Annotated in this window: 24 protein-coding genes and 1 riboswitch; of the genes, 4 read left to right on the top strand and 20 right to left on the bottom strand. The window is 71.8% G+C overall.

The window, feature by feature from the left end; genetic code table 11:
- Positions 1-167 precede the first annotated feature (167 nt).
- From ACPT94_RS23330 to rox, 10 genes are all read right to left on the bottom strand, one after another.
- Positions 168-1,265 (bottom strand): hemolysin family protein, encoded by a 1,098-nt coding sequence (locus ACPT94_RS23330; protein WP_360346930.1) that lies wholly within the window; start codon positions 1,263-1,265, stop codon positions 168-170.
- Positions 1,262-2,587, bottom strand: coding sequence for a hemolysin family protein (locus ACPT94_RS23325; protein ID WP_360346928.1), 1,326 nt, complete (start codon positions 2,585-2,587; stop codon positions 1,262-1,264). The genes ACPT94_RS23330 and ACPT94_RS23325 overlap by 4 nt, the downstream gene beginning before the upstream one ends.
- A gap of 236 nt (positions 2,588-2,823) precedes the next feature.
- Positions 2,824-3,279: a PH domain-containing protein gene (locus ACPT94_RS23320; RefSeq protein ID WP_360346926.1), complete on the bottom strand. Its 456-nt coding sequence runs from the start codon at positions 3,277-3,279 to the stop codon at positions 2,824-2,826.
- A 13-nt stretch (positions 3,280-3,292) separates the two neighbouring features.
- Positions 3,293-4,141 carry an ATP phosphoribosyltransferase gene (gene hisG / locus ACPT94_RS23315; RefSeq protein WP_360346924.1) on the bottom strand — a complete coding sequence of 283 codons (849 nt, stop codon included), beginning with the start codon at positions 4,139-4,141 and terminating at the stop codon, positions 3,293-3,295.
- A 47-nt stretch (positions 4,142-4,188) separates the two neighbouring features.
- On the bottom strand, positions 4,189-4,461 hold the full coding sequence (locus ACPT94_RS23310; RefSeq protein WP_189936437.1) for a phosphoribosyl-ATP diphosphatase: 273 nt from the start codon (positions 4,459-4,461) through the stop codon (positions 4,189-4,191).
- Between the two features lie 34 nt (positions 4,462-4,495).
- Positions 4,496-4,981 carry a 6,7-dimethyl-8-ribityllumazine synthase gene (gene ribH, locus ACPT94_RS23305; RefSeq protein ID WP_360346921.1) on the bottom strand — a complete coding sequence of 162 codons (486 nt, stop codon included), beginning with the start codon at positions 4,979-4,981 and terminating at the stop codon, positions 4,496-4,498.
- A 49-nt stretch (positions 4,982-5,030) separates the two neighbouring features.
- The gene (locus tag ACPT94_RS23300; protein WP_360346919.1) at positions 5,031-6,320 is read right to left on the bottom strand and encodes a bifunctional 3,4-dihydroxy-2-butanone-4-phosphate synthase/GTP cyclohydrolase II; all 1,290 of its coding nucleotides are present in this window, start codon (positions 6,318-6,320) and stop codon (positions 5,031-5,033) included.
- Positions 6,317-6,958, bottom strand: a complete 642-nt coding sequence (locus tag ACPT94_RS23295; protein ID WP_360346917.1) for a nicotinamide mononucleotide transporter family protein — start codon at positions 6,956-6,958, stop codon at positions 6,317-6,319. The genes ACPT94_RS23300 and ACPT94_RS23295 overlap by 4 nt, the downstream gene beginning before the upstream one ends.
- Positions 6,955-7,560 (bottom strand): riboflavin synthase, encoded by a 606-nt coding sequence (locus ACPT94_RS23290; protein ID WP_360346915.1) that lies wholly within the window; start codon positions 7,558-7,560, stop codon positions 6,955-6,957. Before ACPT94_RS23290 ends, ACPT94_RS23295 begins: the two co-directional genes overlap by 4 nt.
- Before the next feature lie 147 nt (positions 7,561-7,707).
- A riboswitch (FMN riboswitch) is annotated at positions 7,708-7,838 on the bottom strand.
- Positions 7,839-8,174: 336 nt separating this feature from the next.
- On the bottom strand, positions 8,175-9,602 hold the full coding sequence (rox, locus tag ACPT94_RS23285) for a rifampin monooxygenase (RefSeq protein ID WP_425246736.1): 1,428 nt from the start codon (positions 9,600-9,602) through the stop codon (positions 8,175-8,177).
- A 409-nt stretch (positions 9,603-10,011) separates the two neighbouring features.
- On the opposite strand from rox, the gene ACPT94_RS23280 reads away from it, so the two are divergent.
- The gene (locus ACPT94_RS23280; RefSeq protein WP_425246735.1) at positions 10,012-10,755 is read left to right on the top strand and encodes an SDR family oxidoreductase; all 744 of its coding nucleotides are present in this window, start codon (positions 10,012-10,014) and stop codon (positions 10,753-10,755) included.
- A 314-nt stretch (positions 10,756-11,069) separates the two neighbouring features.
- Here the strand turns inward: ACPT94_RS23280 and ACPT94_RS23275 are convergent, their stop codons facing one another.
- Positions 11,070-12,740 (bottom strand): ROK family protein, encoded by a 1,671-nt coding sequence (locus tag ACPT94_RS23275; protein ID WP_425246734.1) that lies wholly within the window; start codon positions 12,738-12,740, stop codon positions 11,070-11,072.
- 141 nt (positions 12,741-12,881) lie between these two features.
- Between ACPT94_RS23275 and ACPT94_RS23270 the strand changes: the two genes are divergently transcribed.
- Entirely contained in the window at positions 12,882-14,093 is a 1,212-nt protein-coding gene (locus tag ACPT94_RS23270) for an MFS transporter (protein ID WP_360344960.1), read from the top strand.
- On the opposite strand, the gene ACPT94_RS23265 is transcribed toward ACPT94_RS23270, so the two are convergent.
- Positions 14,053-14,511 carry an acyl-CoA thioesterase gene (locus tag ACPT94_RS23265; RefSeq protein ID WP_360344962.1) on the bottom strand — a complete coding sequence of 153 codons (459 nt, stop codon included), beginning with the start codon at positions 14,509-14,511 and terminating at the stop codon, positions 14,053-14,055. The genes ACPT94_RS23270 and ACPT94_RS23265 overlap by 41 nt on opposite strands.
- 145 nt (positions 14,512-14,656) lie before the next feature.
- Here ACPT94_RS23265 and ACPT94_RS23260 point away from each other — a divergent pair, with 145 nt between their 5' ends.
- Entirely contained in the window at positions 14,657-16,060 is a 1,404-nt protein-coding gene (locus ACPT94_RS23260) for a uracil-xanthine permease family protein (RefSeq protein ID WP_360344964.1), read from the top strand.
- Here the strand turns inward: ACPT94_RS23260 and ACPT94_RS23255 are convergent.
- Positions 16,042-17,157: a glycoside hydrolase family 6 protein gene (locus ACPT94_RS23255; protein WP_425246733.1), complete on the bottom strand. Its 1,116-nt coding sequence runs from the start codon at positions 17,155-17,157 to the stop codon at positions 16,042-16,044. The genes ACPT94_RS23260 and ACPT94_RS23255 overlap by 19 nt on opposite strands.
- A gap of 191 nt (positions 17,158-17,348) precedes the next feature.
- Between ACPT94_RS23255 and ACPT94_RS23250 the strand changes: the two genes are divergently transcribed.
- Complete coding sequence (locus ACPT94_RS23250) at positions 17,349-17,984, top strand: DUF5995 family protein (RefSeq protein WP_425246755.1); 636 nt, start codon at positions 17,349-17,351, stop codon at positions 17,982-17,984.
- Positions 17,985-17,988: 4 nt separating this feature from the next.
- On the opposite strand, the gene ACPT94_RS23245 is transcribed toward ACPT94_RS23250, so the two are convergent.
- From ACPT94_RS23245 to ACPT94_RS23215, 7 genes are all read right to left on the bottom strand, one after another.
- Positions 17,989-19,686, bottom strand: coding sequence for a flavin monoamine oxidase family protein (locus ACPT94_RS23245; protein ID WP_360344970.1), 1,698 nt, complete (start codon positions 19,684-19,686; stop codon positions 17,989-17,991).
- A gap of 65 nt (positions 19,687-19,751) precedes the next feature.
- A complete protein-coding gene (locus ACPT94_RS23240) occupies positions 19,752-20,540 on the bottom strand; it encodes a carbon-nitrogen hydrolase family protein (protein ID WP_360344972.1) in 789 nt (262 codons plus the stop codon).
- 150 nt (positions 20,541-20,690) lie between these two features.
- Positions 20,691-21,869 (bottom strand): MFS transporter, encoded by a 1,179-nt coding sequence (locus tag ACPT94_RS23235; protein WP_360344974.1) that lies wholly within the window; start codon positions 21,867-21,869, stop codon positions 20,691-20,693.
- A 155-nt stretch (positions 21,870-22,024) separates the two neighbouring features.
- On the bottom strand, positions 22,025-22,477 hold the full coding sequence (locus ACPT94_RS23230) for an Lrp/AsnC family transcriptional regulator (protein ID WP_425246732.1): 453 nt from the start codon (positions 22,475-22,477) through the stop codon (positions 22,025-22,027).
- A 10-nt stretch (positions 22,478-22,487) separates the two neighbouring features.
- Positions 22,488-23,966, bottom strand: a complete 1,479-nt coding sequence (locus tag ACPT94_RS23225) for an amino acid permease (protein WP_360344978.1) — start codon at positions 23,964-23,966, stop codon at positions 22,488-22,490.
- A 363-nt stretch (positions 23,967-24,329) separates the two neighbouring features.
- Positions 24,330-25,772: a GuaB1 family IMP dehydrogenase-related protein gene (locus ACPT94_RS23220; protein WP_360345123.1), complete on the bottom strand. Its 1,443-nt coding sequence runs from the start codon at positions 25,770-25,772 to the stop codon at positions 24,330-24,332.
- A gap of 131 nt (positions 25,773-25,903) precedes the next feature.
- The gene (locus tag ACPT94_RS23215; RefSeq protein ID WP_360344980.1) at positions 25,904-26,209 is read right to left on the bottom strand and encodes a barstar family protein; all 306 of its coding nucleotides are present in this window, start codon (positions 26,207-26,209) and stop codon (positions 25,904-25,906) included.
- Positions 26,210-26,275 lie beyond the last annotated feature (66 nt).

The following is a 26,275-nucleotide window of genomic DNA, read 5'->3' as shown; positions in this document are numbered from 1 at the left end:
ACGTCGAGGCGTGGCAGTCGGCGCCGAAGCCGGGGCCGGGTGGGATTTCGCCCTTCCGCGCTCACGGGGCGCCGCTCCCGGCTTCCGCTCACCCCCTCGCTCTCGACCGCGCGCCAGCGGCGGAGCCCCTACCCGGGCCCCGCCGCCCAGCGGCACGACGACACGGCCTAGGTGGCAAGCGCCTCCTCCGGCTCCCCGCTCACCTGCGGGCCCGTCACTCTGACCTCGACCACGGCCCTCGGCGCTGCCCGGTGCGCGGGATCCGTCACCTCGCCGACCAGCAGTTCGAGCACGTCCTCCAGCGCGACCAGTCCCAGTACCTTCCCGGACGCGTCGGCGACCTGCGCCAGATGAGTCGCCGCCCGCCGCATCACCGTCAGCGCGTCGTCCAGCGGCAGCTCCGGGCGGAGGGTCGTCATCGGGCGCCACACCTGTTGGGGGACCGCCCGCTGGGAGTCCTCCAGGTCGAGGACGTCCTTCACATGGAGGTAGCCCATGAAGGCGCCGTTGTCCGCGGCGACCGGGAAGCGGGAGTAGCCGGTGCGGGCGGTGAGCTCGACGATCTGCCCCGGGGTGACCGACGGGGGGACCGTCACCAGGGACTCGCGCTTCAGCAGCACGTCCGTGACCGGGCGGGAGCCCAGCTCCAGGGCGTCCTCCAGCCGCTCCTGTTCCTCGGGGTCGAGCAGACCCGCCTGGCCGGAGTCCTCCACCAGCCGGTTGAGCTGCTCGCTGGTGAACACGGCCTCGACCTCGTCCTTGGGCTCGACGCGGAAGAGGCGCAGGATGCCCTGCGCGCAGGCGCCGAGGGCGACGGTGATGGGCCGGCAGAACCGGGCGAAGTAGACCAGGCCCGGGCTGAGCCACAGCGCGGCCTTCTCGGGGGCCGCCATGGCGAGGTTCTTCGGGACCATCTCGCCGATGACGAGGTGGAAGAAGACCACGGCGGCGAGGGCGATGACATAGCCCAGCGGGTGGATCATGCCGTGCGGCAGATGGATCCACTCGAAGACCGGCTCCAGCAGATGGGCGACCGTCGGTTCGGCGACCGCGCCCAGGGTGAGGGAGCAGACGGTGATGCCGAACTGGGCGGCGGCCATCATCTGGGGCAGGCGCTCCAGACCGTAGAGGACCTGGCGGGCCCGCGCCGTGCCGAGGGGTTCGATCTGACTGCGGCGGACGGAGACGAGGGCGAACTCGGCGCCGACGAAGAAACCGTTCGCCAGCACGAGGAGGGCGGCGAAGGCGAGTTGGAGGACGGTCATCGGGCGACCTCCACGACCGCGCCGGTGCGGACGATCCGGACCCGTTCGGCCCGGTAGTGGCCGACGCGGCGCACCGCCAGCCGCCAGCCGGGCAGCTCGGCCCGGTCGCCGACGGCCGGGATCCGGCCCAGCAGGTCGGCGACGAGCCCGGCGACCGTCTCGTACGGTCCCCCGGGCACGTCGAGGCCTATGCGCTGGAGCGTGTCGACACGGCAGCTGCCGTCGACGTCCCAGGCGGGCCGGCCGTCCTCGGGCGGGGCGGCGGCGAGTTCGGGGGTGTCCAGCCCGTCGTGCTCGTCGCGGACCTCGCCGACGATCTCCTCGACGATGTCCTCCAGGGTCACCACGCCGGCCGTGCCGCCGTACTCGTCGACGACGACGGCGATGGGCTGCTCACTGCGCAGCCGGGCCAGCAGGGGCTGGACGGGCAGGGTCTCGGGCACGAGCAGTGCCGGGCGGGCGATGCGGCCGAGCGGAGTGCGCAGCCGGTCCTGGACCGGGACGGCCAGGGCGTCCTTGAGGTGGACCATGCCGACGATCTCGTCGATCTTGTCGCGGTAGACGGGGAAGCGGGACAGGCCGGTGGCGCGGGTCAGGTTGACCACGTCCTCGGCGGTGGCCGACGCCTGCAGGGCGCTGACCTTCACCCGCGGGGTCATGACGTGCTGCGCGGTCAGCTCGGCCAGCGACAGGGTCCGTACGAAGAGGTCGGCCGTGTCCTGTTCGAGGGCGCCGGCCTGGGCGGAGTGCCGGGCCAGGGAGACGAGTTCCCCGGGGGTGCGGGCGGAGGCCAGCTCCTCGGTGGGCTCGACGCCCAGGGCGCGCACCAGGCGGTTGGCGACGGCGTTGAGGCCGGCGATGACCGGCCTGAACAGGCGTGCGAAGGCGTACTGCGGGCCGGCGACGAAGCGCGCGACCTGCATCGGCTTGGACACGGCCCAGTTCTTCGGCACGAGTTCACCGATCACCATCTGCACCGCGGATGCCAGCAGCATGCCGACGGCGACGGCGACACCGGAGACGGCTCCCTCGGGGATGCCGATCGCGGTGATCGGGCCGTGCAGCAGCTCCGCGAGCGCGGGTTCGGCGAGCATGCCGACGACGAGGGAGGTGATGGTGATGCCGAGCTGGGTGCCGGAGAGCTGGAAGGACAGCTCCTTGAGCGACTCGACGACCGTACGGGCTCGTCTGTCGCCTTCGGCGGCGGCCTTCTCGGCGTCCGGGCGCTCCACGGTGACGAGGCCGAACTCGGCGGCCACGAAGAAACCGTTGGCGAGAATGAGCAGGAACGCGGCTGCCAGGAGCAGCAGGGGGGTGCTCATGATGCCGCCGCCTCCGCAGAGCCGCGGACTGAGAGGTCGCAGTCCGCGCTATGTCGGCAGGGGGCGGCGCAGGTACTACAGGACGATCCGTCCATCGCCGGAGGTGATCACTCCTCGGGTAGCAGGAACCCCTGTGCACCGGGCTCGGCACGCCAGGGGTGGGGACGCAGGGGGAACGTCTCCGCCACCAGATTAATCAAGACAGGGGCTCCTGCGGCAGGGTGGACGACCCCGAGTCAGCCCCGATCTTCCTCGGGGCGGTGGACGGAGCGGGCCTCGACGAGGCTCCGGAGCGTGCGCGCGTCGGCGATGGCACGCTCCTTGGCGATGCCCGGCTGGATGCCGAGCGCGGGCAGGCTGGTGCCGTCGCTGAGGTTCAGGAAGACCCAGGGATCACCCGGGCGGAGGTTCACCTGAAGGATCTCCGCCCAGTCCAGGCGCCGCTTGCTGACGATGTTCACCACGGTGACACCGGCGTCGTCGGCGACGACCCTGACCCGGGCGAGCTGGGCCAGCACCCAGAGGATGAGGCCCCCGGTGACGATGAAACTGAGCCGCTCCCCCGGTCCGAGCTGCTCCAGCAGCAGCGCGATGGCGGAGATGACGAGGAAGATCACCACCCCGGCCGTGAGCAGCACCGCGCGGGTGCGGCCTGGCCGGAAGGTGACGGGGAGGCTGGGCAGGTCGGACATCTTCCCGGTGATTTCAGAGACGGCAGGCGTGGATCGCCGTGGTCAGGATGGCACGGGCGCCGATGTCGTACAGGTCGTCCATGATCCGCTGTGCCTCCTTGGCGGGGACCATGGCACGGACGGCGACCCAGCCCTCGTTGTGCAGCGGGGAGACGGTCGGCGACTCCAGGCCGGGCGTGAGGGCGACGGCCTTCTCCAGCTGCTCGACGCGGCAGTCGTAGTCCATCATCACGTAGGTCCGGGCGACCAGGACGCCCTGGAGGCGGCGCAGGAACTGCTGCACCTTGGGCTCGTCGGCGTCGGCGCCGGTGCGCCGGACGACGATGGCCTCGGACTTCATGATCGGCTCGCCGATGACCTCCAGACCCGCGTTGCGCAGGGAGGTGCCGGTCTCGACGACGTCCGCGATGATCTCGGCGACGCCCAGCTCGATGGCGGTCTCCACGGCACCGTCGAGGTGGACGACGGAGGCGTCGACGCCGTTGTCGGCGAGGTGCTTGGCGACGATGCCCTCGTAGGAGGTGGCGACCGTCATGCCGTTGAGGTCCTGCACGCCGTTCGCCGTGCCGGGCTTGGTGGCGTAGCGGAAGGTGGAGCGGGCGAAGCCGAGCGGGAGGATCTCCTCGGCGTTGGCACCCGAGTCGATGAGCAGGTCGCGGCCGGTGATGCCGATGTCGAGGCGGCCGGAGGAGACGTAGATCGCGATGTCGCGGGGGCGGAGGTAGAAGAACTCGACCTCGTTCTCCGGGTCGACGATCCGCAGCTCCTTGGACTCGCGGCGCTGCTGGTAGCCGGCCTCATGCAGCATCTCCGCCGCAGGGCCGGACAGTGAACCCTTGTTGGGGACGGCGATGCGCAGCATGAGGCGGGCTTCCTTCGTGTTCGGACGGAACGGGGTTCGGGTGCGGCTCAGAGGTGGGCGTAGACGTCGTCCAGGGAGATGCCGCGGGCGACCATCATCACCTGGACGTGGTACAGCAGCTGTGAGATCTCCTCGGCGGCCGCGTCCTTGCCCTCGTACTCGGCGGCCATCCAGACCTCGGCGGCCTCTTCGACGACCTTCTTGCCGATGGCGTGGACGCCCTTCTCGACCAGTTCGGCGGTGCGGGAAGTGGCGGGGTCGCCGGTGGCGGCCTTCTGCTGGAGCTCGGCGAAGAGCTCCTCGAACGTCTTCTTGGACATGGTGCTGCCCACCCTAGCCGTAACGCAGGTGGGCCTACCGCCAGGGTTCAGATACTGAGCGGAGGGTGGCCGCGGTCGCCACCGCCGCCGTCACCGCCTCGTGTCCCTTGTCCTCGCTGGAGCCCTCGATGCCCGCCCGGTCCAGGGCCTGTTCCTCGGTGTCGCAGGTGAGCACGCCGAAGCCGACGGGGACGCCGGTCTCGACGGAGACCTGGGTCAGGCCCTGGGTGACGCCCTGGCACACATAGTCGAAGTGGGGGGTGCCGCCGCGGATGACGACGCCGAGGGCGACGATCGCGTCGTAGCCGCGGCCCGCGAGGACCTTGGCGACGACCGGGAGCTCCCAGCTGCCGGGGACCCGCAGCAGGGTCGGCTCGTCGATGCCCAGGTCGTGCAGGGCGCGCAGGGCGCCGTCGACCAGACCGTCCATCACCTTCTCGTGCCACTGTGCCGCGATGACGGCGACCCGCAGGTCCCCCACATTGCGTACGGACAGTTCCGGTGCGCCCTTGCCGCTCACGTCTCTCCTTTGTGCCTTGGTGCCTTCGTGCAGTGCTTGGTGGTCGTGCTTACTGGTTGCCGCAGGGGGACACGGGGGCCGTGTCCAGCCAGGGCAGGTCGTGTCCCATCCGGTCCCGCTTGGTGCGCAGGTAGCGGATGTTGTGCTCGCCCGCCTGTACGGGCATCGGCTCGCGGGCCGAGACCTCGATGCCGTGCCGGACGAGCGCGTCGGTCTTCTCGGGGTTGTTGGTCATCAGGCGGACGCTCCGGACCCCCAGGTCCTCGAGGATCTGCGCGCCGGCCCCGTAGTCGCGGGCGTCGGCGGGCAGGCCCAGCTCCAGGTTGGCGTCGAGGGTGTCGTGGCCCTGCTCCTGGAGCTCGTACGCCCGCAGCTTGGACAGCAGGCCGATGCCTCGGCCCTCGTGCCCGCGCAGGTAGACCACCACGCCCCGGCCCTCGCTCTGGATGCGCTCCAGGGAGGCGTCGAGCTGGGGGCCGCAGTCGCAGCGTGCGGAGCCGAAGACGTCGCCGGTGAGGCACTCGGAGTGGACACGGACCAGGACGTCCTCGCCGTCGCCGATCTCGCCGTGGACGAGGGCGACGTGCTCGACGCCGTCGACGGTGGAGCGGTAGCCGTACGCGGTGAAGGTGCCGTGGACGGTGGGCAGGCGGGTCTCGGCCTCGCGCCGGACGGTGGGCTCGGCGCTGCGGCGGTAGGCGATCAGGTCCTCGATGGAGATGATCGTCAGGCCGTGCTTGCGGGCGAAGGGGATCAGCTCGGGCAGGCGCAGCATGCTGCCGTCCTCGCCGGCGATCTCGACGATCGCGCCGGCCGGACGCAGCCCCGCGAGGCGGGCGAGGTCGACGGCCGCCTCGGTGTGGCCGTTGCGGGTCAGGACCCCGCCCGACCTGGCCCGCAGCGGGAAGATGTGGCCCGGGCGGACGAAGTCCGTCGGCTCCGCGTCACCACTCGCCAGCAGCCGGAGGGTGGTGGCGCGGTCGGCGGCGGAGATGCCGGTGGTCACGCCGTGGGCGGCGGAGGCGTCGACGGAGACCGTGAAGGCGGTCTTCATCGACTCGCTGTTGTCGTCGACCATCTGCGGGAGCTTCAGCCGGTCCAGCTCGTCGCCCTCCATGGGGGCGCAGATCAGGCCGCGGCACTCGCTCATCATGAAGGCGACGATCTCGGGGGTGACCTTCTCGGCGGCGATGACGAGGTCGCCCTCGTTCTCGCGGTCCTCGTCGTCGACGACCACGATGGGGCGGCCTGCCGCGATGTCGGCGATGGCCTGCTCGACGGGGTCGAGCGCGAAGTCCTCGATGCCGTCGGTGCTGTAGAGAACCGGTGCCGTACTCATGCGGGCGCTCCTTCCAGAGCGGGCTGCGGGCCCCTGCGGGAGCGCAGCCACCAGTCGCGCATGCCCCACAGGACGAGCGCGCCGTAGATGACGTAGACGAAGCCGGAGAAGGCGTAGCCGTTGGCGAAGTTCAGGGGGACGCCGACGAGGTCGACGAGGAGCCAGGCGAACCAGAACTCGACCATGCCGCGGGCCTGGGCGTACATGGCGACGACGGTGCCGACGAAGATGTAGGCGTCGGGCCAGGGGTCCCAGGACAGGGAGGGGTAGGCCTTGAAGAGCAGGGCGACCGCGACCGTGCCGGCGGCGGCCGCCGCGACCATGGCCGCGCGCTCGCGCCAGGTGGCGAACCTCGGGACGATGTGGCCGTCCGCGGACTGTCCCTTGTTGCGGTTCCACTGCCACCACCCGTACAGGGCGACGGCCATGACGACGACCTGCTTGCCGGCGCTGCCGGCCAGGTGGCCGTAGAAGGCGACGAAGAGGACGAGGCCGGAGAGGAACTGCACCGGCCAGGTCAGCAGCGAGCGCCGCCAGCCGAGGGCGAGCGTGATGAGGCCGAGGACGTTGCCGATCATGTCCGACCAGATGATGTGCTGGTCGAACATGACGAAGGCCTCTGAGTTCAGCCAGTTCACTTGGCCGCTCCCTGAGTGTTCGCCAGCAGGCGCTCGACGTACTTGGCGACGATGTCCACCTCGAGGTTGACCGGGTCGCCGGGCTGCTTGAGGCCGAGCGTGGTCAGGTCGAGCGTGGTGGGGATGAGGCTGACGGTGAAGAAGTCGGGGCCGGCGTCGACGACGGTGAGGCTGATGCCGTCGACGGTGATGGAGCCCTTCTCGACGACATAGCGGGCGAGGTCGGCCGGGAGTGAGATCTTGACGATCTCCCAGTGCTCGGACGGCTTGCGTTCGAGCACCTGCCCGGTGCCGTCGACGTGGCCCTGCACGATGTGGCCGCCGAGGCGGGCGCCGACGGCGGTGGGGCGCTCCAGATTGACCCGGGAGCCGACGGCGAGGGCACCGAGGCTGGAGCGGTTGAGGGTCTCCGCCATGACGTCGGCGGTGAACTCGTCGCCCTCGTGCTCGACGACGGTGAGACAGACCCCGTTCACGGCGATGGAGTCGCCGTGCTTCGCGCCGTCGGTGACGACGGGGCCGCGCAGCCGGAAGCGGGAGGCGTCGCCGAGATTCTCGACGGCGGTGACCTCACCCAGCTCTTCGACGATTCCGGTGAACACTTCCCGGGTCCTCCTGCCTCGTTCGGGCACGGACTCCGGGGCCTGTCGATGACGACAGAAGGTACGGGCGAGAACACCGGGGGCGACGCCGGACAGACTCGTCCACGGACGAGTACGTATACGGCGGCGCGCACGCATGCCCGCCCGCCGCGCACTGCCTCCCATCCGGACTTTAACCGTCGGTCCAGGAATTTCACCTGGTCAACCGGCCGCTGGAAGCGACCGGGTCGCGGACTGTAACCGCCGGTTCGGACTTTCACCGACCCCGGAGTGCGCTGCTTTAGGTACAGGGCCAGTGTGCCACGGCCGATCGACATCCATACGTGCGAACGGTGTGGGTTCGCTCACAGCATGTGTCGATGGACTTGTCGGGCGAGCCGGCATCAACTCTCGGACGGCACAACCCCCTTGAGCCGGGTCCGCACCTATTGACGCATTGGTCTAGTCCTCTCTAGGGTCGGCAGCTGCGGTCCCGGCGGCGGTGACGACGGCCCTTGCCCGCCGCCGGGCACCCTCAACTCCGGTCTGTGTGCGGCTGATACGGGGGGACGTCCGCGAGCAGCCACGGCGGCGTCTCGATCAGAACCCCACCCTCCCGGGCCGCCACCGCGTGCTCAGCCGGCGGCGGCACCGAACCACTTCGGCAGCCGGCCGAGCAGATCCTGCTGGTCCTCACCGACCCACGCCACGTGGCCGTCCGGCCGCAGCAGCACCGCGGGCACGTCCAGTTCCTCGCTGACGTCGACGACGTGGTCGACCCGGTCCGCCCAGCCCGCCGCCGAGAGCCGGCCGGTCTGGTCGAGCAGCAGCCCGCGGCCGCCGTGCATCAGCCGGTACAGGCGCCCCCGCTTCAACTGCACATCCCGCAACCGGCGGCCGAGCAGTTCATGGCCCTCGCCGAAGTCGTAGCGGATGTCGATCGCGGAGATCTTCTCGATCAGGTACCGGTTCACCTCCTCGAAGTCCATCAGCCTCGCCACCAGCCGACGCACCGCCTGGGGGCCCGGCTCGGTGGACATCAGCTGCATCTGCGCCCGGGTGTGGTCCAGCACGGCGGCGGCGACCGGGTGCCGTTCGGTGTGGTAACTGTCCAGCAGCCCTTCCGGCGCCCAGCCGCGCACCTCGGCGGCCAGCTTCCAGCCGAGGTTGAAGGCGTCCTGGATGCCGAGGTTGAGGCCCTGTCCGCCGGTCGGCGGGTGGATGTGCGCCGCGTCGCCGGCCAGCAGCACCCGGCCGACGCGGTAGCGCTCGGCCTGCCGGGTGGCGTCGCCGAAGCGGGAGAGCCAGCGCGGTGAGTGCACGCCGAAGTCGGTGCCGGCGAACTGCCGCAGCTGCTGCTTGAAGTCCTCGAGGGTCGGCGGGACGGTGCGGTCCTCGGCCACCCCTGCGGCGGGCACCACGACCCGGTACACCTTGTCCCCGAGGGGCGCGGCCCCGAACCGCTTCTGAGTCTTGCGGACCTCGGCCACCACGGCGGCCAGTGTCTCCGGTGGAACGTCCACCTCCATCTCGCCCAGCAGCGTCTCGACCGTGCTGGGTTCGCCGGGGAAGCCGACGCCGAGCAGCTTGCGCACGGTGCTGCGGCCGCCGTCGCAACCGACGAGGTAGCGCGAGCGCAGCTGCGTTCCGTCGGCCAGGTCGACGGTCACCCCCTGCTCGTCCTGGTTCAGGCCGACGACTGCACAGCCGCGCCGGATCTCGACACCGAGCTCGGTGGCGTGCTCGCCCAGCAGGCCGTCGGTGACGGTCTGCGGGATGCCGAGGACGTACGAATGCGCGGTGTCCAGCCGCTCGGGCCAGGGCTTGTCGATGCCGGCGACGAAACCGCCGACCCTGTACTGCTTGCCGAGAGCGAGGAACCTCTCCAGCAGACCGCGCTGGTCCATCACCTCGATGCTCCGCACGTGCAGTCCGAGCGCGCGGACCACCTTGGTGGGCTCCGCTTCCTTCTCCAGCACGACCACGTGCACGCCCTGCAGCCGCAACTCGGCGGCCAGCATCATGCCGGTCGGTCCGCCGCCGGCAACGATCACATCAATCAAGGCAAACCCCGTTTTTCGCATGCTTTTTGGCTTCAGGCGGAAGATTCTGCGGCACGACCGGGGGCTTGCCGCAAGGCCCCCTGTGCGCTATACGTTGAGAGTGGCAAGGAGTGGGTGACTCCTTGCCTTCGTCTTTTTCTTCGCGCCCTTCCCTTCGCGTCTCCTCCCTCGCGTCTTCTCCTTCGCCCTCTGTCGTCCGTTGTGGACGGGCTGCCTTTCCACACCTCAACTCCACGACGGCCAGGTCACGGACATGCGGGCCTTTCTCAACCCGGACAAGCTGGACCTCGTACGGCGTCAGCCGGGCCTGGCCACCCGGAGGGATGTCACATTCCTCGGGGGTGGGCCGGTCTCAGCTGAGGAAGGGTGCTCCAGCCGGGGGCGCCCGTGTCCGAAGGGGCTGAACAGCATGACGACGATCCTGGTGACCGGCGGTACCGGAACCCTCGGCCGGCATGTCACAGAGCGGCTGCGCGCGGACGGGCACGAGGTGCGGGTCCTGAGCCGGCACAGCCAGCCGTACGCCGTCGATCTGCGTGCGGGCGGGCCGGAGCTGGACACGGCCGTCGCGGGCGTCGACACGATCGTGCACTGCGCGACCTCGTCGCGTGGGGGTGACGAGCAGGCTGCCGCGCATCTGATCGAGGCTGCGCGGAAGGCGGGGGTCGGGCACCTGGTGTACATCTCGATCGTGGGGGTGGACCGGGTGCCGTTCGGCTACTACAGGTCCAAGCTCGCCGTCGAGGGGCTGGTGGAGGAGTCGGGGCTCGGCTGGACGGTGCTGCGTGCGACCCAGTTCCACGATCTGCTCGTCCAACTGTTCCAGGCGCTGTCCAAGGTGCCGGTGATGGTCCTGCCCGCCGGGGTGAGCGACCAGCCGGTGGAGGTGGCCGAGGTGGCGGACCGGCTCGCGGAGCTGGCGGCCGGTGCGCCCGCGGGCCGCGTCGAGGACCTGGGCGGCCCCGAGGTCCGTACGCTCGAGTCGCTGGCCCGCGCATACCTGCGCGCGAGCGGCAGGCGGCGTGCGGTGGTGAACGTGCCGCTGTGGGGCGCGGCCTACCGGGCGTTCCGGACGGGGGGTCACCTCACGCCGCAACGGGCGGTGGGGAAGGGGACGTTCGAGGAGTACCTGGCCGCGCGGCCCCGCCGCTGAGGGACACCCGCGGCGGGAGGCCGGAGCGCCACTGCCTCCTGGGCACGATGGGGGGCTGGCGCTGCACGCCGCTGCGGCGTGATGCGGGGGCGGAGCGCCGCGTGCCCCCACGGCGTGGTGCGGGGCAGGGCGCTGCACGCCGCTGCGGCATGTTACGGGGCGGAGCGCCGCGCCCCCACGGCGTGGTGCGGGGCTGGGCGCTGCACGCCGCTGCGGCATGTTGCGGGGCGGAGCGCCGCGCCCCCACGGCGTGGTGCCGGGCGGAGCGTCGCACGGCCGCGGGGGTACGGCTGTCCCACGCACGCCGGTGACCGTCAGGGCGTCCCGAACAGCTCCTCCTGGGCGGACTCCCGCGCTGTCAGCAGCGCCCCCCGCAGCACCGCGCCACCGCCCAGGACGCTCGGCCGCACCTCCGTCGGCAGGGGGGCCATCCGCCGCAGCCGTTCCTCCACCCGCGCCGCGAGCACCTCCCCACCGGCCAGCCCGACCTCGCCCCCGAGGACCACACACCCGGGGTCGAGGACGGCGACGACCGAGGCGGCCCCGATGGCGAGGCGATCGGCGAGGGCGTCGAGGAACCGCCCGGCCGCGCCCTCGGACGCGCCTGCGCCGACGAGTCCGGCCGGGCTCCCGGCGGGGGGTCCGGCCGGACTCCCGCCGGGAGATCCGGCCACGCCTCCGTCGGCTGGGCCAGCCGCGCCCCCGCCAGGAGATCCAGCCGCACCTCGACCGGTCGCGCCGGCCGAGCCTTCACCGGCGCCACCACCGACGACCCCAGGCAAACCCCCGCCTGCCCAACCAGCCGAACCCTCACCTGGAGATCCGGCCACCCCCTCACCGACCAGCCCGGCCACACCGTCACCGGTCAACCCAGCCGAACCCCCGCCGGCCAACCCAGCCCCGCCCCCACCAGGAGATCCAGCCACCCCTTCACCGGCCGACTCGGCCAAGCCGCCACCACCCGCCCCCAAACGCTCCCCGGTCGCGGCCCCGGCACGATCCCCCTCCTGGACCCCCATTGCGCCCCCGCCCCCGCGCCCATCCGGGAGCCCCGCAGCGCCCCCACCCCCGTACTCCCCCGCGAGCACCGCCGTCACCGCCGTCCGTACGACCGCCGCTGCTCCCGGCTCGTCGGACGGGGGCGGTGCCGGCAGGCCGTGCTCCGCTGCCAGTGCGACCACCGCTGCCGAGCCGGCGAGGGAGTGGAAGCCGCCCTCGCAGTCCGTCGCCGAGGGGAGTCCGCTGGTGCCGGGGACCGGAAGGAAGCCGATTTCGCCGGTGCCGCCGGAGGCGCCCCGGCGGAGGGTGCCGTCGAGGACGACGGCCGCGCCCGTGCCGTGGCCCAGCCAGAGCAGCACGAAGGTGTCGCGGTCCCGGGCGGCGCCCTCGCGCTGTTCGGCCAGGGCGGCGAGGTTGGTCTCGTTCTCGACGCTGACGCGGGCCTCGGGCAGCCGTTCCTGGAGGGCGGCGACCAGGCGGCGGTGCCAGGCGGGCAGGCCGGTGGAGTTGCGCAGTTCGCCGCTGGCGGGGTCGATCAGGCCGGGCGCTCCGATGCCGACGGTGTGCAGCCGGTCGGCGCCGGCCTCCTTCACGACCCGCTCTACCAGCGTCACCGCCTGCTCGACGGCGGGCCCGGTCCCGGTGTCGTCCCCGATCGGCACGGACGCCTCGGCGAGCACCCGGCCGACCAGGTCGGACACGAGCACGGCGACGCCCTCCGTGCGCACGTCCAGGGCCGCCAGCTGGGCGCGGCCGGCGACGATGCCGTACAGCTTGGCGTTCGGGCCGCGTCGCCGGGCGCCCGTCTCGCCGACGACCTCGATCAGGCCGGAGGCGGTGAGGCGTTCGACGAGGTCGGCGACCGTGGGGCGGGACAGGCCGGTGAGCTGCTTCAACTGCCCGGCCGTCAGCGGACCTTCGTCCTGCAGCAGCCGCAGGGCGAGCCGGTCGTTGAGGGCTCGGGCCGTGCTCGGGGATGCGGGCATGCGGGGAATCCTCCCACGGGGCGTCGGAAGACGGCTCCCGACGGCGGTCTTTTTATCAGGCAGGGTTCCTGATAGTTTACGACGGCACTCGCGTCGCACCGCGCGGCACCGCGCCAGATGGACAGAAGGGGGACGGGGAGAATGAGCGAAGTGATCCACGCACCGTCGGAGGTACGGCGGGCCCGGTACGCCGTGGCCGCCGTCTTCGCCGTGCACGGCGCGGTCACCGGCTCCTTCGCCACCCGGGTGCCGTGGATCCAGGACCACGCATCGGTCGGCGCCGGGCAGCTCGGCTTCGCGCTGGCCTTCACGGCGTTCGGCGCCTCCTGCGCGATGCCGGCGGCCGGCTGGATCACGCACCGCTTCGGCAGCCGGACGGCCATGCGCGGCCTGATCGCGCTGTGGACGCTGGCGCTGGTCCTGCCCTCGCTCTCCCCGAACCTGCTCACGCTCTGTCTGGCGATGTTCGTCTACGGCGCCACCGCGGGCATGGCCGACGTGGCGATGAACGCGCTGGGCGTGGAGGTGGAGAACCGGCTCGACAAGTCGATCATGTCCGGGCTGCACGGCATGTGGAGCGCGGGCGCGCTGATCGGTTCGGCGGGCGGGACGCTCGCCGCGCACCTGGGCGCGGACGCGCGCGTGCACCATCTGCTCGCGGCGGCCGTCCTCACCGTCCTCGGCGTGCTGGCCTCCAGCTGGGTGCTGGACCTGCGGCCGGACGAGGACGAGGAGCCGCCCCCGCGGTTCGCGCTGCCGCCGCGCTCGGCGCTGCTGATCGGCGCGGTCGGGTTCTGCGCGGTGTTCGCGGAGGGCGCGAGCCTGGACTGGTCGGCGGTGTACCTGCGGGACCAGCTCGACAGCTCGGCCGGGGTCGCGGCGGCCTGCACGACCGGTTTCATGCTCACCATGGCGGTGGCCCGGATCGTGGGCGACGCGGTGGTCAACCGGTTCGGCGCGGTGCGCACCGTCCGGGTGGGCGGCGTCCTCGCGGCGCTGGGCGGGCTGCTGATCGTCGTGACGGGTCACCCGGCGGTGGCGATGGCCGGGTTCGGGCTGATGGGCCTCGGCATCGCCGTCGTCGTCCCGCTGTGCTTCGCGGCGGCCGGGCACGCCGGGCCGAATCCCAGCCAGGCCATCGCGGGCGTCGCGACGATCACGTACACCTCCGGGCTGATCGCGCCGAGTCTGATCGGCGGGGTGGCGCAGGCGACCAGCCTGGTGGTGTCGTTCGGCGTGGTGACGGTGCTGGCGTGCGGGCTCGCGGTGTTCGCGGGGGTGCTGCGCGGCGGCGAGCGCACCTCCGCGAAGGTCAGTGAGCCGGCCGCAGCAGTTCCCGGCCCGCGCTCCTGAGCGTCTCGCTCCACGGCGCGGGGCGCATCGTCGCGGGGTCCAGCCGGACGAGCACCCGGGTGCCCCGCGCGTAGGTGACGGCACCGTCGGTCGAGCAGAAGCGGAAGCCGTACGTCAGACCGGTGGTGCCGAGCCGCTCCAGCCACAGGTGGACGGCGTAGGCGCCCGGCCTGGTGACCGGGGCCTCGTAGGTGATGCGCAGTTCCTTGACGGCGTTGCAGGCGTCGCCGGCCGCCGCCCAGTCGCCCTCGAAGCGCACCCCGTGCCCCTGCCAGAGCTCCGTCCAGGCGCGCTCGACCATCAGCGGGTAGCGGGCGTTGTGCAGCAGTCCGAGCGCGTCCAGGTCGTCGAAGTGGACGGTGACGGGGATCAGCCGGCCGTACGACAGGGCGGGGGCGCTCGGGGCTTCGGCGGTCACGGGTGGGACTCCTGGGGTGCGGGGACGGCGTGGGCGGGCAGGTGTATCAGGCAACCGTCCCTATCCTAAGCGGCCGCTCACCCTCTGTTCTCGCGTGAGAATGGGACGGACATCCGCACCGCACGAACGAAAGCGAAACCCCACCATGGATCTTGGCGTCCGCTGGAAACTGCACGGCGACGGACGCACCCCGGCGCCCGGCGCGGTGGTCCGCCCCGACGAGCGGCTCTCCTGGCCCCGCACGGTCGGGCTCGGCGCGCAGCACGTGGTGGCCATGTTCGGGGCGAGTTTTGTGGCGCCCGTCCTGATGGGTCTCGACCCCAATCTGGCGATCATGATGTCGGGCGTCGCCACCGTGATCTTCCTGCTCGCGACCCGCGGCCGGGTGCCCAGCTACCTCGGCTGCTCCCTCTCCTTCGTGGGCGTCGCCGCGGTCATCCGCGCCCAAGGGGGCACCAGCGCCACGGTCACCGGCGCCGTCCTCGTCGTCGGTGTGGCGCTGTTCCTGGTGGGGCTGGCCGTACGGCGCTTCGGCGCCCGGATCATCCACGCCACGATGCCGCCGATCGTGACGGGCGCGGTCGTGATGCTGATCGGCTTCAACCTCGCCCCGGTCACCGCCTCCACCTACTGGCCGCAGGACCAGTGGACGGCCCTGCTGGTCATGCTGTTCACGGGGCTGGCGGTCGTCTGCCTGCGCGGCTTCTGGTCCCGCATCGCGATCTTCCTGGGCCTGCTCTTCGGGTACGGCGTCTCCTGGGCCTTCGACCGGATCTTCGGCCGGATCCACTCGGCGGACGCGAGCGGCAAGGTCACCGACCACTGGCGGCTGGACCTCTCCGCCGTCGGCCGGGCCGACTGGATCGGCCTGCCCGACTTCCACGGCCCGTCCTTCGAGTGGTCGGCGATCCTGGTCGCGCTCCCCGTCGTCATCGCCCTCGTCGCGGAGAACGCCGGGCACGTCAAGGCGGTCGGCGAGATGACCGGTGACCGGCTCGACGACAAGCTCGGCACGGCGATCTCCGCCGACGGCCTCGGCTCGGTGCTGTCCACCGCGGTCGGCGGCCCGCCGAACACCACCTACTCCGAGAACATCGGCGTGATGGCCGCCACCCGCGTCTACTCCACAGCCGCCTACTGGGCCGCCGCGGGCTTCGCGCTGCTCTTCGGCCTGTGCCCCAAGTTCGGCGCGGTGGTCGCCGCGATCCCTGGCGGCGTCCTCGGCGGCATCACCGTCATCCTGTACGGCATGATCGGCCTGCTCGGCGCCCAGATCTGGATCAACGCCAAGGTCGACCTGCGCAACCCGCTGAACCTGGTCCCGGCCGCCGCGGGCATCATCATCGGCGTCGGCAACGTCACCATGGAGTTCACCGACACCTTCTCCCTCAGCGGCATCGCCCTCGGCACCGTGGTCGTCATCACCGGCTACCACGCCCTGCGCGCCTTCGCCCCCGCCCATCTCAAGACACAGGAACCCCTGCTGGACGAGGGCACCTCGTCGTACGACACGGAGGAACAGCGGCCGGATCAGCGGGCGAGTTCGTAGGCGTACGACGGGCTGAAGGCGCCCGGCGCCCCCTTGCAGCCGTCGGACTCGCCGGGGAGCTTCACCCACAGATAGGCGTCGATGCGGGCCTCTTCGGTGTCGAAGGTCGGGGCCCGGCCGATCCTGCGCCCGTCCGGGTCGCACCACTGGCCGTCGGCCGGCGGGCCGTTGCCGTTGCGGCTCGTGTCGATGACGGCACCGAGGTCCGAAGGGCCGTCCAGGGCGTCGAGGACCTGCCGGTCGTAGGCGATCTCGTCGGCGGTCAGCCGGAAGTTGGAGACGTTGCTGAAGATGCCCGCGGAGGCGGCGGAGGCGGCGCCGGCCTGTCTCAGCAGGGCCGCCTGCCGCGCCGGGGCGTGCCAGCCGGAGTGGCCGGCGTCGTAGTAGATCCGCGTCATGGGGTTCGCCGCCTTCAGGACGCGGCCGGCGTGGGCCAGCAGGGCGAGGCGGTCGGCCCGTCGGTCCTCCGAGAGGCAGTCGGTCTGGGCGATCGAGTCGGGCTCCAGGACGACGACGACCTCGCCGTGGCCGAGCCCGGCGGCGAACCGGTCGATCCAGCCGGCGTAGGCGTCGGGGTCGGGCGCCCCGCCCTGGGAGGCCCCGCCGCAGTCACGGTCCGGGATCGTGTAGGGCACGAGGACCGGCACCCGGCCCTCGGCGGCAGCGGCCGAGGTGACCGCGCGGACCCGGGAGGTGATCGTCTCCGGCGTGTACTCGGCGAACCACACGGCCGCCGGCCGGCCGGCGATACGGGACTCGATGACGGCGCGGCGCGAGTCGCCGGGGTTGGCCCGCACCCAGTCGAGGACCTGGGAGTCGGGGTGGAGGTAGGGGCGGGCGGCCTGCTGTTGCCGCCAGGTGGGTGAGGGCGCCGTCCGCGCGGCCGAAGGTACGCCGGACGGCGAGGACGAGGCAGGTGCCCGCGGGGCCGGCGTACGGCCCGCCTCGGGCCGGGTCCGGCCGGTGTCCCGCCCTTCGCCGCCTCCTCCGCCGAGCACCGCGACCAGCCCGGCCGCGAGGGCCAGGGCGACCACGACCGAGGCGACGGCCACCCTCGCACCCGGCCGGACGGCCCGCCGCTCACGCAAGCCTCGCACCGTGCTGTTCTCCTTCCCGCGTGCCGGGGGCGTTCCCCCGTTCCGGGGAAGCACCGGGCCGGGCGACCCCCGGATCAGCCTAGGACTGGGACCCTGCACCCATGCCGCATTGGGAACAGTTCGCCCCGCCCCGCGACACTCATGCCACGTCCGACACCCCGGGCACCACTGTCGACGGGGTTCTCGCCCGTATGCGCGCCCTCGACGCGGCCCTGCCGCCCCGGGACGGGGTCGCGGTCTTCAACCGCGTCTACCTCTCCGTCACGGAGGAGGTCGACCGGCACATCGACACGGGCCGCTTCGCGGACGCCCGGGCCGCGATCACGCTGGACGTACGGTTCGCGGAGCGCTACCTCGCGGCTGTCGACGCGGCCATGTCCGACCGCCGCCCACCCGCCTGCTGGCGCCCCCTGTTCCAGTTCCGCCGCCATCCCGGGGTACGACCGCTGCAGTTCGCGCTGGCGGGCATCAACGCGCACATCGGTCACGACCTGGCGCTCGCCGTCGTGGACGCCTGTCGCAGTCTCGGCTGCGAACCGGCCGACCTGGAGGACGAGTTCGACCGCGTGGGTGATCTCCTCGTCGCGCTGGAGGAACGCATCCGCGAGGAGCTGATGCCGGGCCCCGACCTCCTGCAGATCGCCGATCCGCTCACCCACCTCCTCGGCTCCTGGAGTCTGGAGCGCGCCCGCGACGCCACCTGGTCCGCGGCCCGCGCCCTGTGGGCCCTGCGTCGGCTGCCGGACGTGGCCGAGGAGTTCACCGACCGCCTGGACGCGGCGGTCGGCTTCGCCGGACGCATGCTGCTGACGCCGCTGCCGGACTGATCCGTCAGTCCTCGGGCAGCTCCACCGGCGCGATCTCGTCGTACACGTCGCCGGGCCCCGGGTTGGACGCGTCCGTCGACCCGCCGAAGTGGTGCATGACGCCCCAGACCGCGTTCAGCGCGGTCTGGACGGCGCCCTCGGCCCAGCCGGCCGTCCAGGAGATGTCGTCGCCGGCGAGGAAGACGCCCCGCTTGTCCTCGGGCAGCCGGTCCTGCATGAAGTGGGTGAACAGGCGCCGCTGGTAGCGGTAGTGGCCGGGCAGGTTGGCCTTGAACGCGCCCATGAAGTAGGGCTCGTTCTCCCAGGAGACCGTCACCGGGTTGCCGATGACGTGCTTGCGGATGTCGACCTTCGGATAGATCTCGCCGAGCGACTTCAGCATGACCTCCATCCGCTCGTTCGCGGACAGCGGCAGCCACTTCAGGCTGTCGTCGCACCAGGTGTAGGAGAGGCAGATGACGGCGGGCTTGTCGGGGCCGTCGTCCAGCAGGTAGGTCCCGCGGGTCATACGGTCCGTCAGGGTCATCGACATGACGTCACGGCCGGTCTCCTCGTCCTTGTCCAGCCAGAACGGCCGGTCGACGGGCACGAAGAGCTTGGAGGACTCCATGTAGTGGGTCCGCTCGATCGCCGTCCAGTGGTCGATCGGGAAGAGCGAGTCGTCACAGTCGATCTTCGACAGCAGCATCCAGGACTGGGCGGTGAAGACGGCCGCCCGGTAGGTGCGGATGTCACCGTTCGCGTCGGTCACCGTGATCCGGTTGCCGGCCGTGCGGTGCAGCCGGGTCACGGCCGGGCGGGGCTCGCCGCCCTCGTGCAGGGACTTCAGGGACGTCCCGTGGGCCCAGTGGACGATCTTCTGCGGTTCGCGCTCCCAGAGCCTGAGCGGCAGCTGCTGGGAGCCGCCGACGATGCCGCGGTGGTGGTCGTCGGCCTCGGTGTAGACGACACGGAGGATCTCCAGGATGGAGTTCGGGAAGTCCGTGTCCCAGCCGCCCGTGCCGAAGCCGACCTGGCCGAAGATCTCGCGGTGCCGGAAGGACCGGAAGGCCTCGGAGTCGCAGAGGAATCCGTAGAAGGTCTGGTTGTCGAGCTTCTCGACGAGCCTCGCCCAGATCTCCCGGATGCGCGGCACGTCCCGCTCGCGCATCGCCCGGTTCATGTCGGAGAAGTCGGCGCCCTCTTCGAGGCACGTGTTCCAGGCGTCGGCGACGTCCCGGTAGACCTGCGGCAGGTCCTCGATCGTCTCGGCGTAGTGGGACTCGCCCTTGAGGTCGACGACGGTCGAGGGCGTCGCCTCCGCCAGGGGGTTGGGGAAGGGCCGGGTCTCGAGACCCACCAGGTCGATGTAGTGCTGGAGCGCCGTGGAGGACGGCGGGAAGCGCATCGCGCCCATCTCGGCGGTCAGCGACGGGTCGCAGCCCTCGAAGCCGACGGTCCGCAGCCGGCCGCCGATCCGGTCGGCCTCGTACACGACCGGCTTGAGGCCCATCTTCATCAGCTCGTACGCGGCGACGATCCCGGACAGGCCGCCGCCGATGACCGCGACCTCGGCGCCGTGCTCGGTCGCCGGTATCTGGCCGAGGCCCGCCGGGTGGGCGAGGAAGTCGTCGTACGCGTACGGGAAGTCCGGGCCGAACATGGTGATCGGCGGCTGCTGCTCGTCGGCGTGCTCTACGGCGTTGGGCACCGTGGACGTCATGGGGTACGGACTCCTTGCGCGAAAAGTACTCGGGGGAAGCTCAGGGGTGGTGGGCCGGACCCGTTTCAGACCAGGGACCCGTAGAGGCCGGGGCGACGGTCCCTCAGATACGGGTTCGCCTCGCGGGAGGCGGCCAGGAAGGCGGGGTCGGCGTCGGCGAACACCAGTTCCTCGCCGCGTCCGGCGCGGCTGCGGGCCACACCGTCGGGGCCGGCCAGCGTGGACAGTCCGACGAACTCGAACTCCCCTTCCGCGCCGACCCGGTTGACGTACGCGACGTACATCTGGTTCTCGAAGGCGCGCACCGGGATCATCGACTCGGCGACGAACTGGAAGGGGTGCATCTGCGCCGTCGGCACCACCAGGAGGTCCGTGCCGGCCAGGGCGTGGGCGCGGACGTTCTCCGGGAACTCGACGTCGTAGCAGATCAGCAGACCGACGGTCAGGCCGTTCAGCTCGGCCTGGACGACCGGCTGGTCGCCCGGGGTGAAGTGGTCGCGTTCGAAGCAGCCGAAGAGGTGGGTCTTGCGGTGGTTGGCGAGCCGGGTGCCGTCGGCGGAGATCAGCTGGGCGGAGTTGAAGACCGCGTCCGCCCAGCGCTCGGGGTAGCCGTACGCGATCGCCAGCCCGTGCCGGGAGGCGGTCTCGGCGACCGCGTCCGCCGAGTCGCCGTCGGCGGGCTCGGCGAGACGGGCGATGTCGTCGCCGATCGCGTACCCGGTGAGGAACAACTCCGGCGCGACGAGCAGTCCGGCACCCGCGGCGGCGGCCCGGCCCGCGGCCTCGTCGAGGACCTTGAGGTTCTCGGCGACCGAGCCGGGGCGGCCGGAGCTCTGGAGCAGGGCGGTGCGCATGCGTGTTCCTCACCGGGCGGGAAGCGGGAGTCGGGGGGCCACGTAGACGGTACGGGCGGCTCACCTGGGCGGACAAGAAGGAGCCGTTGCGCGCCGGTGAGCGGTTCGTTGCGTCCGACGGGTCGGCGGCGGCGATTCGTTGCGTGCGCCTCACCTGCGCCGGAGCAGCACCAGCGCCGTCAGCAGGTAGGGCAGGGCCAGCACCGCGAACACCGTGCCGTGCGCCGCCGATCCGCCGAGCGTCGCGTACACGCCGTACACCGCGACCGTGACCAGTTCGGTGCCCAGGCTCGCGACGGACGTCAGGGTGGCCCGGCGGGTGTCGTCGATACGGTGCTGGAGGCGGACGGCGGTGAGTACTTCCGCCAGCTGGAAGCAGCCGAAGGCGAGGCCCACGAGGGCGATGCCGGCCGGGGTCCGTGCCGCCGCGCCCACGGCCAGGGCGAGCGCGCCGGCGGCGAGCAGTCCCGCCAGCCCGGTCGTGCCCAGGCGTTCGGCGGTGCCCGCCAGCAGACTGCCCGCCGTGACCAGGGCCCAGACCAGCAGGAGCAGGTACGGCACTGTCTGGTCCGCCACACCCGTGTCGCGGATCAGGAGCGGTGTGTACTCGTCGAGCGCGCCCCACACCGCGGCGACGGCCGGCACCAGCAGCAGCGCGCCGCGTACGGACCTGTCCTTGCGGGCTTCGGCCAGTCCCGACCGCAGGGTCGCCGCCCACCCCTCGCCCTCGGCCGTCGACCGCACCCGGTGCTCCGGGAACCGGGTCGCCACCGCCGCGGCCAGCAGACAGGCCAGCACGCTCGCCGCGCCCACGGCCGGGTAGCCGCCCCGGGCGAACACCGGACCGGCGAGGCCCATCGCGGCCATCACGGCGACCAGCCCGGCCGCCCGGGCCCGTCCCGTGACGCGCGCGTACCGGTCGGCGGCGCCGAGCCGGTCCAGTTCGTCGTAGACCAGCGCCTCCAGCGCGCCGGAGCCGAGGGCGCCGGCGACGCCGTACAGGACGAAGCCGACCGCGAAGGCCCCGTACGACGGGACGGTCACCCACAGGGCGAATCCGACGGCTTTGAGCAGCGGGCCGAGCCACAGCAGCAGCCGACGTGAGACGGCGTCGGCCCAGGCACCGGAGGGCACCTCCAGCAGCACGCCGGTGATCGACCAGAGGGCGAACAGGGAGGAGATCTGCCACAGGGACAGACCGGCGTCGCTGAACAGCAGCGCGTACACCGGGTAGAGCAGGACGCATTCGTCGAGGAACGCGTAGCCGTACAGCGTGGTCGTCAGCCGACGGACGTCGGTCGTGCGCACACGCGCAGGTGAGAGAGTCATGAGGCCTTCCCGCAGGGACTGTTCGGACACCGGGGGTACGGCGTCCGAGGCGGTCCTCGGGAGGCACGGCTGGTGGATCAATGTCGCCAGGTCATGGGAGCGAGACTAGACCCGCGTCCGGCCGGCTCACCAGCGCTTTGCGCGAAGGGCCGGAATCAGGTGGGCGACCCGGAGGAGAACCGGCGCAGCAGCGGCGACAGCACCAGCACGGACTTGGTCCGCTCCACGAACGGCTCCCCCGCGATCCGCTCCAGCACGCGCTCGAAGTGACGCATGTCGGCGGCGAAGACCTGGGCGATCGCGTCGGCCTCCCCGGTGACGGTGGAGGCGGCGACGACCTCCTGGTAGCGCTCCAGGCCCCGCTGGATGGTGTCCGGCGAGGTGTTGCACCGGCAGTAGATCTCGACGAACCCCTCGGTCTCCCAGCCGAGGGCCGCCGGGTCGACGCGCACGGTGAAGCCGGTGATGGCTCCGGTGGCGCGCAGCCGGTCCACGCGCCGTTTCACGGCGGGCGCGGAGAGGCCGACGAGCTGCCCGATGTCCGCGTAGGAGCGGCGGGCGTCCTCGGCGAGGGCGTGCACGATGCGTTCGTCGAGATCGTTCAGCACTGCGGTGGGTTCACTTCACTTCTGATGCTGCTGAGGAGGCGAGTCGGGAGCGGCGGTGGCCGTACACGAAGTAGAACACGAGCCCGACGGCCATCCAGACTCCGAAGACCACCCAGGTGACGGTGGAGAGGCTGCCCATCATCCAGACGCAGAAGGCGAAGCCCAGCGCGGGCAGCACCGGCGACAGCGGGACGCGGAAGGTGCGGGGCATCTCGGGACGGGTCCGGCGCAGCACCACGACGGCCACGTTGACCAGTGCGAAGGCGAAGAGGGTGCCGATGCTGGTGGCGTCGGCGAGCTGGCCGAGCGGGATCGCGGCGGCGAGGACACCGCAGAACAGGGACACGATCAGCGTGTTGGCACGGGGTGTGCCGGTCCTCGGGTGGACGCGGGCGAACACCTTGGGCACGAGCCCGTCCCGGGACATCGCGAAGAGGATGCGGGTCTGGCCGTAGAGCACGGTCAGGACGACGCTCGCGATGGCGACGACGGCGCAGAAGGCCAGCAGTGTGCCCCAGAAGGTCTGGCCGGTGACCTCGCGCATGATCTGGGCGAGCGCGGCCTCGGAGTCCGTGAAGCCCTTCCAGGGCTTGGCGCCGACCGCGACGGCGGCGACGAGGACGTACAGCGCCGTCACGATGACGAGCGACAGCATGATCGCGCGGGGCAGGTCGCGCTGCGCGTTCCTCGCCTCCTCACCGGCGGTGGAGGCGGCGTCGAAGCCGATGTACGAGAAGAAGAGCGTCGCCCCGGCGGCGCTGACGCCGGCCATGCCGAGCGGCATGAAGTTGTCGTAGTTGCCGGAGCGGAAGCCCTGGACGCCGATCGCGCAGAACAGCACCAGCGCGGCGATCTTCACGACGACCATGACCGTGTTGGCGCGGGCGGACTCCCGGGCACCGCCGAGCAGGAACGCCATCGCGAGGAGGACGACGACGAGGGCCGGCAGGTTGAAGACGCCTCCGTCGCCGGGCGGCGCGGACAGCGCGGCCGGGATGGTGACGCCGATGGTCCCGTCCAGCAGCTCGTTGAGGTACTCGCCCCAGCCGACCGCCACGGCGGCCACCGACACGCCGTACTCCAGGACCAGACACCAGCCGCAGATCCAGGCGATCAGCTCGCCCATCGTTGCGTACGCATACGAGTAGGAGGAGCCGGAGACGGGGATGGTGCCCGCCAGTTCGGCGTAGGAGAGGGCGGAGAAGAGAGCGGTCAGACCGGCGATGACGAACGACAGGGTGACGGCCGGACCGGCTTTGGGGACCGCCTCGCCGAGGACCACGAAGATGCCCGTGCCGAGCGTCGCGCCGATGCTGATCATGGTGAGCTGCCACAGCCCGAGGGAGCGCCTGAGGGAGCCTCCCTCACCCTGGCCACCCTCCGCGACCAGGTGTTCCACGGGCTTGCGTCGCATGAGGCGCGCGCCGAGCCCCGGGGACGGGGACGCTGCTTGGGTGCGGTCCTGCGGGGGTGCGCCTTGGTCGAGCACGCGCTGACTCCTTTGTCGCTGCTGGTGCGGGCGACGGAAACCGGCAAGGCGCCCCGAGGCTGGGGGACCCGCCGAGCGGGGTTCCCGCCACGCCACGTACAGCGCAGAACCCTACGAGGCAGGGCGTTGCCGTAGTAATGCAGCAACCTTGCGCGCCTCCGCAAGATCGTTGCGTTCATCGGGGATGGACGTCCGTTCGTTGCGCAAGGGCTTTCGAACGTTACGTGGGCACCACGGCCTGAGGTGCTTCAGTACGGCGGTGTCCTCGGCACGGCTGACGTCGACGTCCCTGCGCAGGCCATGGATGCCTGGCACGCGAACGGCCCCCGGTTCTCGACGGGGGCCGCGGGCGACGGGGTCGGCTCAGCTCCAGCTGGCGTGCAGCGGCTTGCCCTCCGCGTAGCCGGCCGCGCTCTGCACGCCGACGATGGCCTTCTCGGCGAACTCCTCCAGGGAGGCGGCGCCGGCGTAGGTGCAGGAGGAGCGGACGCCCGCGATGATCGAGTCGATCAGGTCCTCGACGCCGGGGCGGGCCGGGTCGAGGAACATGCGGGAGGTGGAGATGCCCTCCTCGAACAGCGCCTTGCGGGCGCGGTCGTACGCCGACTCCTCGGCCGTGCGGTTGCGTACGGCGCGTGCGGACGCCATGCCGAACGACTCCTTGTAGAGGCGGCCGCTCGCGTCCTGCTGGAGGTCGCCCGGGGACTCGTAGGTGCCGGCGAACCAGGAGCCGATCATCACGTTGGAGGCGCCGGCCGCCAGGGCCATGGCGACGTCGCGCGGGTGGCGGACACCGCCGTCGGCCCACACGTGCTTGCCGTACTTCCTCGCCTCGGCGGCGCACTCCAGGACGGCCGAGAACTGCGGGCGGCCCACGCCGGTCATCATGCGGGTGGTGCACATGGCGCCGGGGCCGACGCCCACCTTGACGATGTCCGCGCCCGCGTCGACGAGGTCCTTGACGCCCGCGGCGGAGACGACGTTGCCCGCGGCGATCGGGATCTGCGGGTCGAGGTCACGGACGAGCCTGATCGCGTTGATCATCGACTCCTGGTGGCCGTGCGCCGTGTCGATGACCAGCGTGTCCACGCCCGCGTCCAGCAGCAGCTTCGCCTTCTCCGCGAAGTCGCCGTTGATGCCGACGGCGGCGGCGACGCGCAGTCGGCCGTGCGCGTCGGTGGCCGGCGTGTACAGCGTGGCGCGCAGGGCGCCCTTGCGGGTGAGGATGCCGGCGAGCCTGCCCTCCGCGTCGACGGCGGGGGCGTAGCGCCGGTTGTGGTGGTCGAGGGTGGTGAAGGCCTCGCGGGGGTCGATGTCGGCGTCCAGGAGGAGCAGGTCCTTGGACATGACGACCTCGAGCTGGGTGAAGCGGTCGACACCGGACAGGTCCCGGTCGGTGACGACACCGACCGGCTTGTGGTTCTCGTCGACGACGACACCGGCGTTGTGCGCCCGCTTGGGCAGCAGGGCCAGCGCGTCGGCGACGGTCTGGTGCGGGGCCAGCACGATCGGGGTGTCCAGCACGAGATGGCGGCTCTTGACCCAGGAGATGACGTCGGTGACGACGTCGATCGGGATGTCCTGCGGTATCACGACGAGCCCACCGCGCCGGGCCACGGTCTCGGCCATCCGGCGGCCGGCGACGGCGGTCATGTTGGCGACGACCAGCGGGATCGTGGTGCCCGTACCGTCCGGGGAGGCCAGGTCCACGCCCTGCCGCGATCCGACCGCGCTGCGGCTCGGCACCATGAAGACGTCGTCGTACGTCAGGTCGTAGGCGGGCTGGATGTCGTTGAGGAAACGCACGTGCTGCACATCCCAGTCGATCAGAGGTGGCCCCCGGACAGGACAGCCAGGGGGAGAAGCACGTACTTCATTCTCCCATGCCGTCCGGAACGCGGTGCCCGGTCGGATCGTCCAGGCTGGTCGGAGGGGGGTTAGGAGGATCCTCCGAGCGCGAGCAGCACGGAGAGCGCCGGCGCGTGGTCCACCGCCGAGGAGAACACCTCCTGTGCGATCTCCCACTCCTCCGGCCGCGCCTTCGCGTACGACCGCCAGTTCCGTACGACGACGAGCAGCCCCTCGACCCCGGGCCGGGCCGGGAGGTCGGTGAGGCTGTCGGCGAGGGCGTCCCAGTTGCGGCCGAACCAGTCGGGCAACTCCAGGTCCCGGACGCAGCGGTCCATCAGGGCCGCCTTGTCCATGACCCCGTCGAGATCCAGCGTGAGTACCTGGTCCGTCATCTCGGCACCGCCCTGAAGGAGTCGTGGTTTCCGGCATCCGGGGACGGCCGGTGCGGCCGCCCCCTC

The organism is Streptomyces aurantiaciflavus (assembly GCF_049808595.1).
In the GTDB taxonomy this organism is placed as follows: Bacteria; Actinomycetota; Actinomycetes; order Streptomycetales; family Streptomycetaceae; genus Streptomyces.
The sequence above is the reverse complement of the archived record's forward strand: the minus strand, read 5'-3'. Positions and strand labels throughout refer to the sequence as shown.

What these genes read in the sequence shown, in the direction of transcription:
- ACPT94_RS23330 (WP_360346930.1), bottom strand. Translation starts at nt 1,265, where the DNA reads ATGACCGTCCTCCAACTCGCCTTCGCCGCCCTCCTCGTGCTGGCGAAC.
- ACPT94_RS23325 (WP_360346928.1), bottom strand. Translation starts at nt 2,587, where the DNA reads ATGAGCACCCCCCTGCTGCTCCTGGCAGCCGCGTTCCTGCTCATTCTC.
- ACPT94_RS23320 (WP_360346926.1), bottom strand. Translation starts at nt 3,279, where the DNA reads ATGTCCGACCTGCCCAGCCTCCCCGTCACCTTCCGGCCAGGCCGCACC.
- hisG (WP_360346924.1), bottom strand. Translation starts at nt 4,141, where the DNA reads ATGCTGCGCATCGCCGTCCCCAACAAGGGTTCACTGTCCGGCCCTGCG.
- ACPT94_RS23310 (WP_189936437.1), bottom strand. Translation starts at nt 4,461, where the DNA reads ATGTCCAAGAAGACGTTCGAGGAGCTCTTCGCCGAGCTCCAGCAGAAG.
- ACPT94_RS23300 (WP_360346919.1), bottom strand. Translation starts at nt 6,320, where the DNA reads ATGAGTACGGCACCGGTTCTCTACAGCACCGACGGCATCGAGGACTTC.
- ACPT94_RS23280 (WP_425246735.1), top strand. Translation starts at nt 10,012, where the DNA reads ATGACGACGATCCTGGTGACCGGCGGTACCGGAACCCTCGGCCGGCAT.
- ACPT94_RS23275 (WP_425246734.1), bottom strand. Translation starts at nt 12,740, where the DNA reads ATGCCCGCATCCCCGAGCACGGCCCGAGCCCTCAACGACCGGCTCGCC.
- ACPT94_RS23270 (WP_360344960.1), top strand. Translation starts at nt 12,882, where the DNA reads ATGAGCGAAGTGATCCACGCACCGTCGGAGGTACGGCGGGCCCGGTAC.
- ACPT94_RS23260 (WP_360344964.1), top strand. Translation starts at nt 14,657, where the DNA reads ATGGATCTTGGCGTCCGCTGGAAACTGCACGGCGACGGACGCACCCCG.
- ACPT94_RS23250 (WP_425246755.1), top strand. Translation starts at nt 17,349, where the DNA reads ATGCGCGCCCTCGACGCGGCCCTGCCGCCCCGGGACGGGGTCGCGGTC.
- ACPT94_RS23245 (WP_360344970.1), bottom strand. Translation starts at nt 19,686, where the DNA reads ATGACGTCCACGGTGCCCAACGCCGTAGAGCACGCCGACGAGCAGCAG.
- ACPT94_RS23240 (WP_360344972.1), bottom strand. Translation starts at nt 20,540, where the DNA reads ATGCGCACCGCCCTGCTCCAGAGCTCCGGCCGCCCCGGCTCGGTCGCC.
- ACPT94_RS23235 (WP_360344974.1), bottom strand. Translation starts at nt 21,869, where the DNA reads ATGACTCTCTCACCTGCGCGTGTGCGCACGACCGACGTCCGTCGGCTG.
- ACPT94_RS23215 (WP_360344980.1), bottom strand. Translation starts at nt 26,209, where the DNA reads ATGACGGACCAGGTACTCACGCTGGATCTCGACGGGGTCATGGACAAG.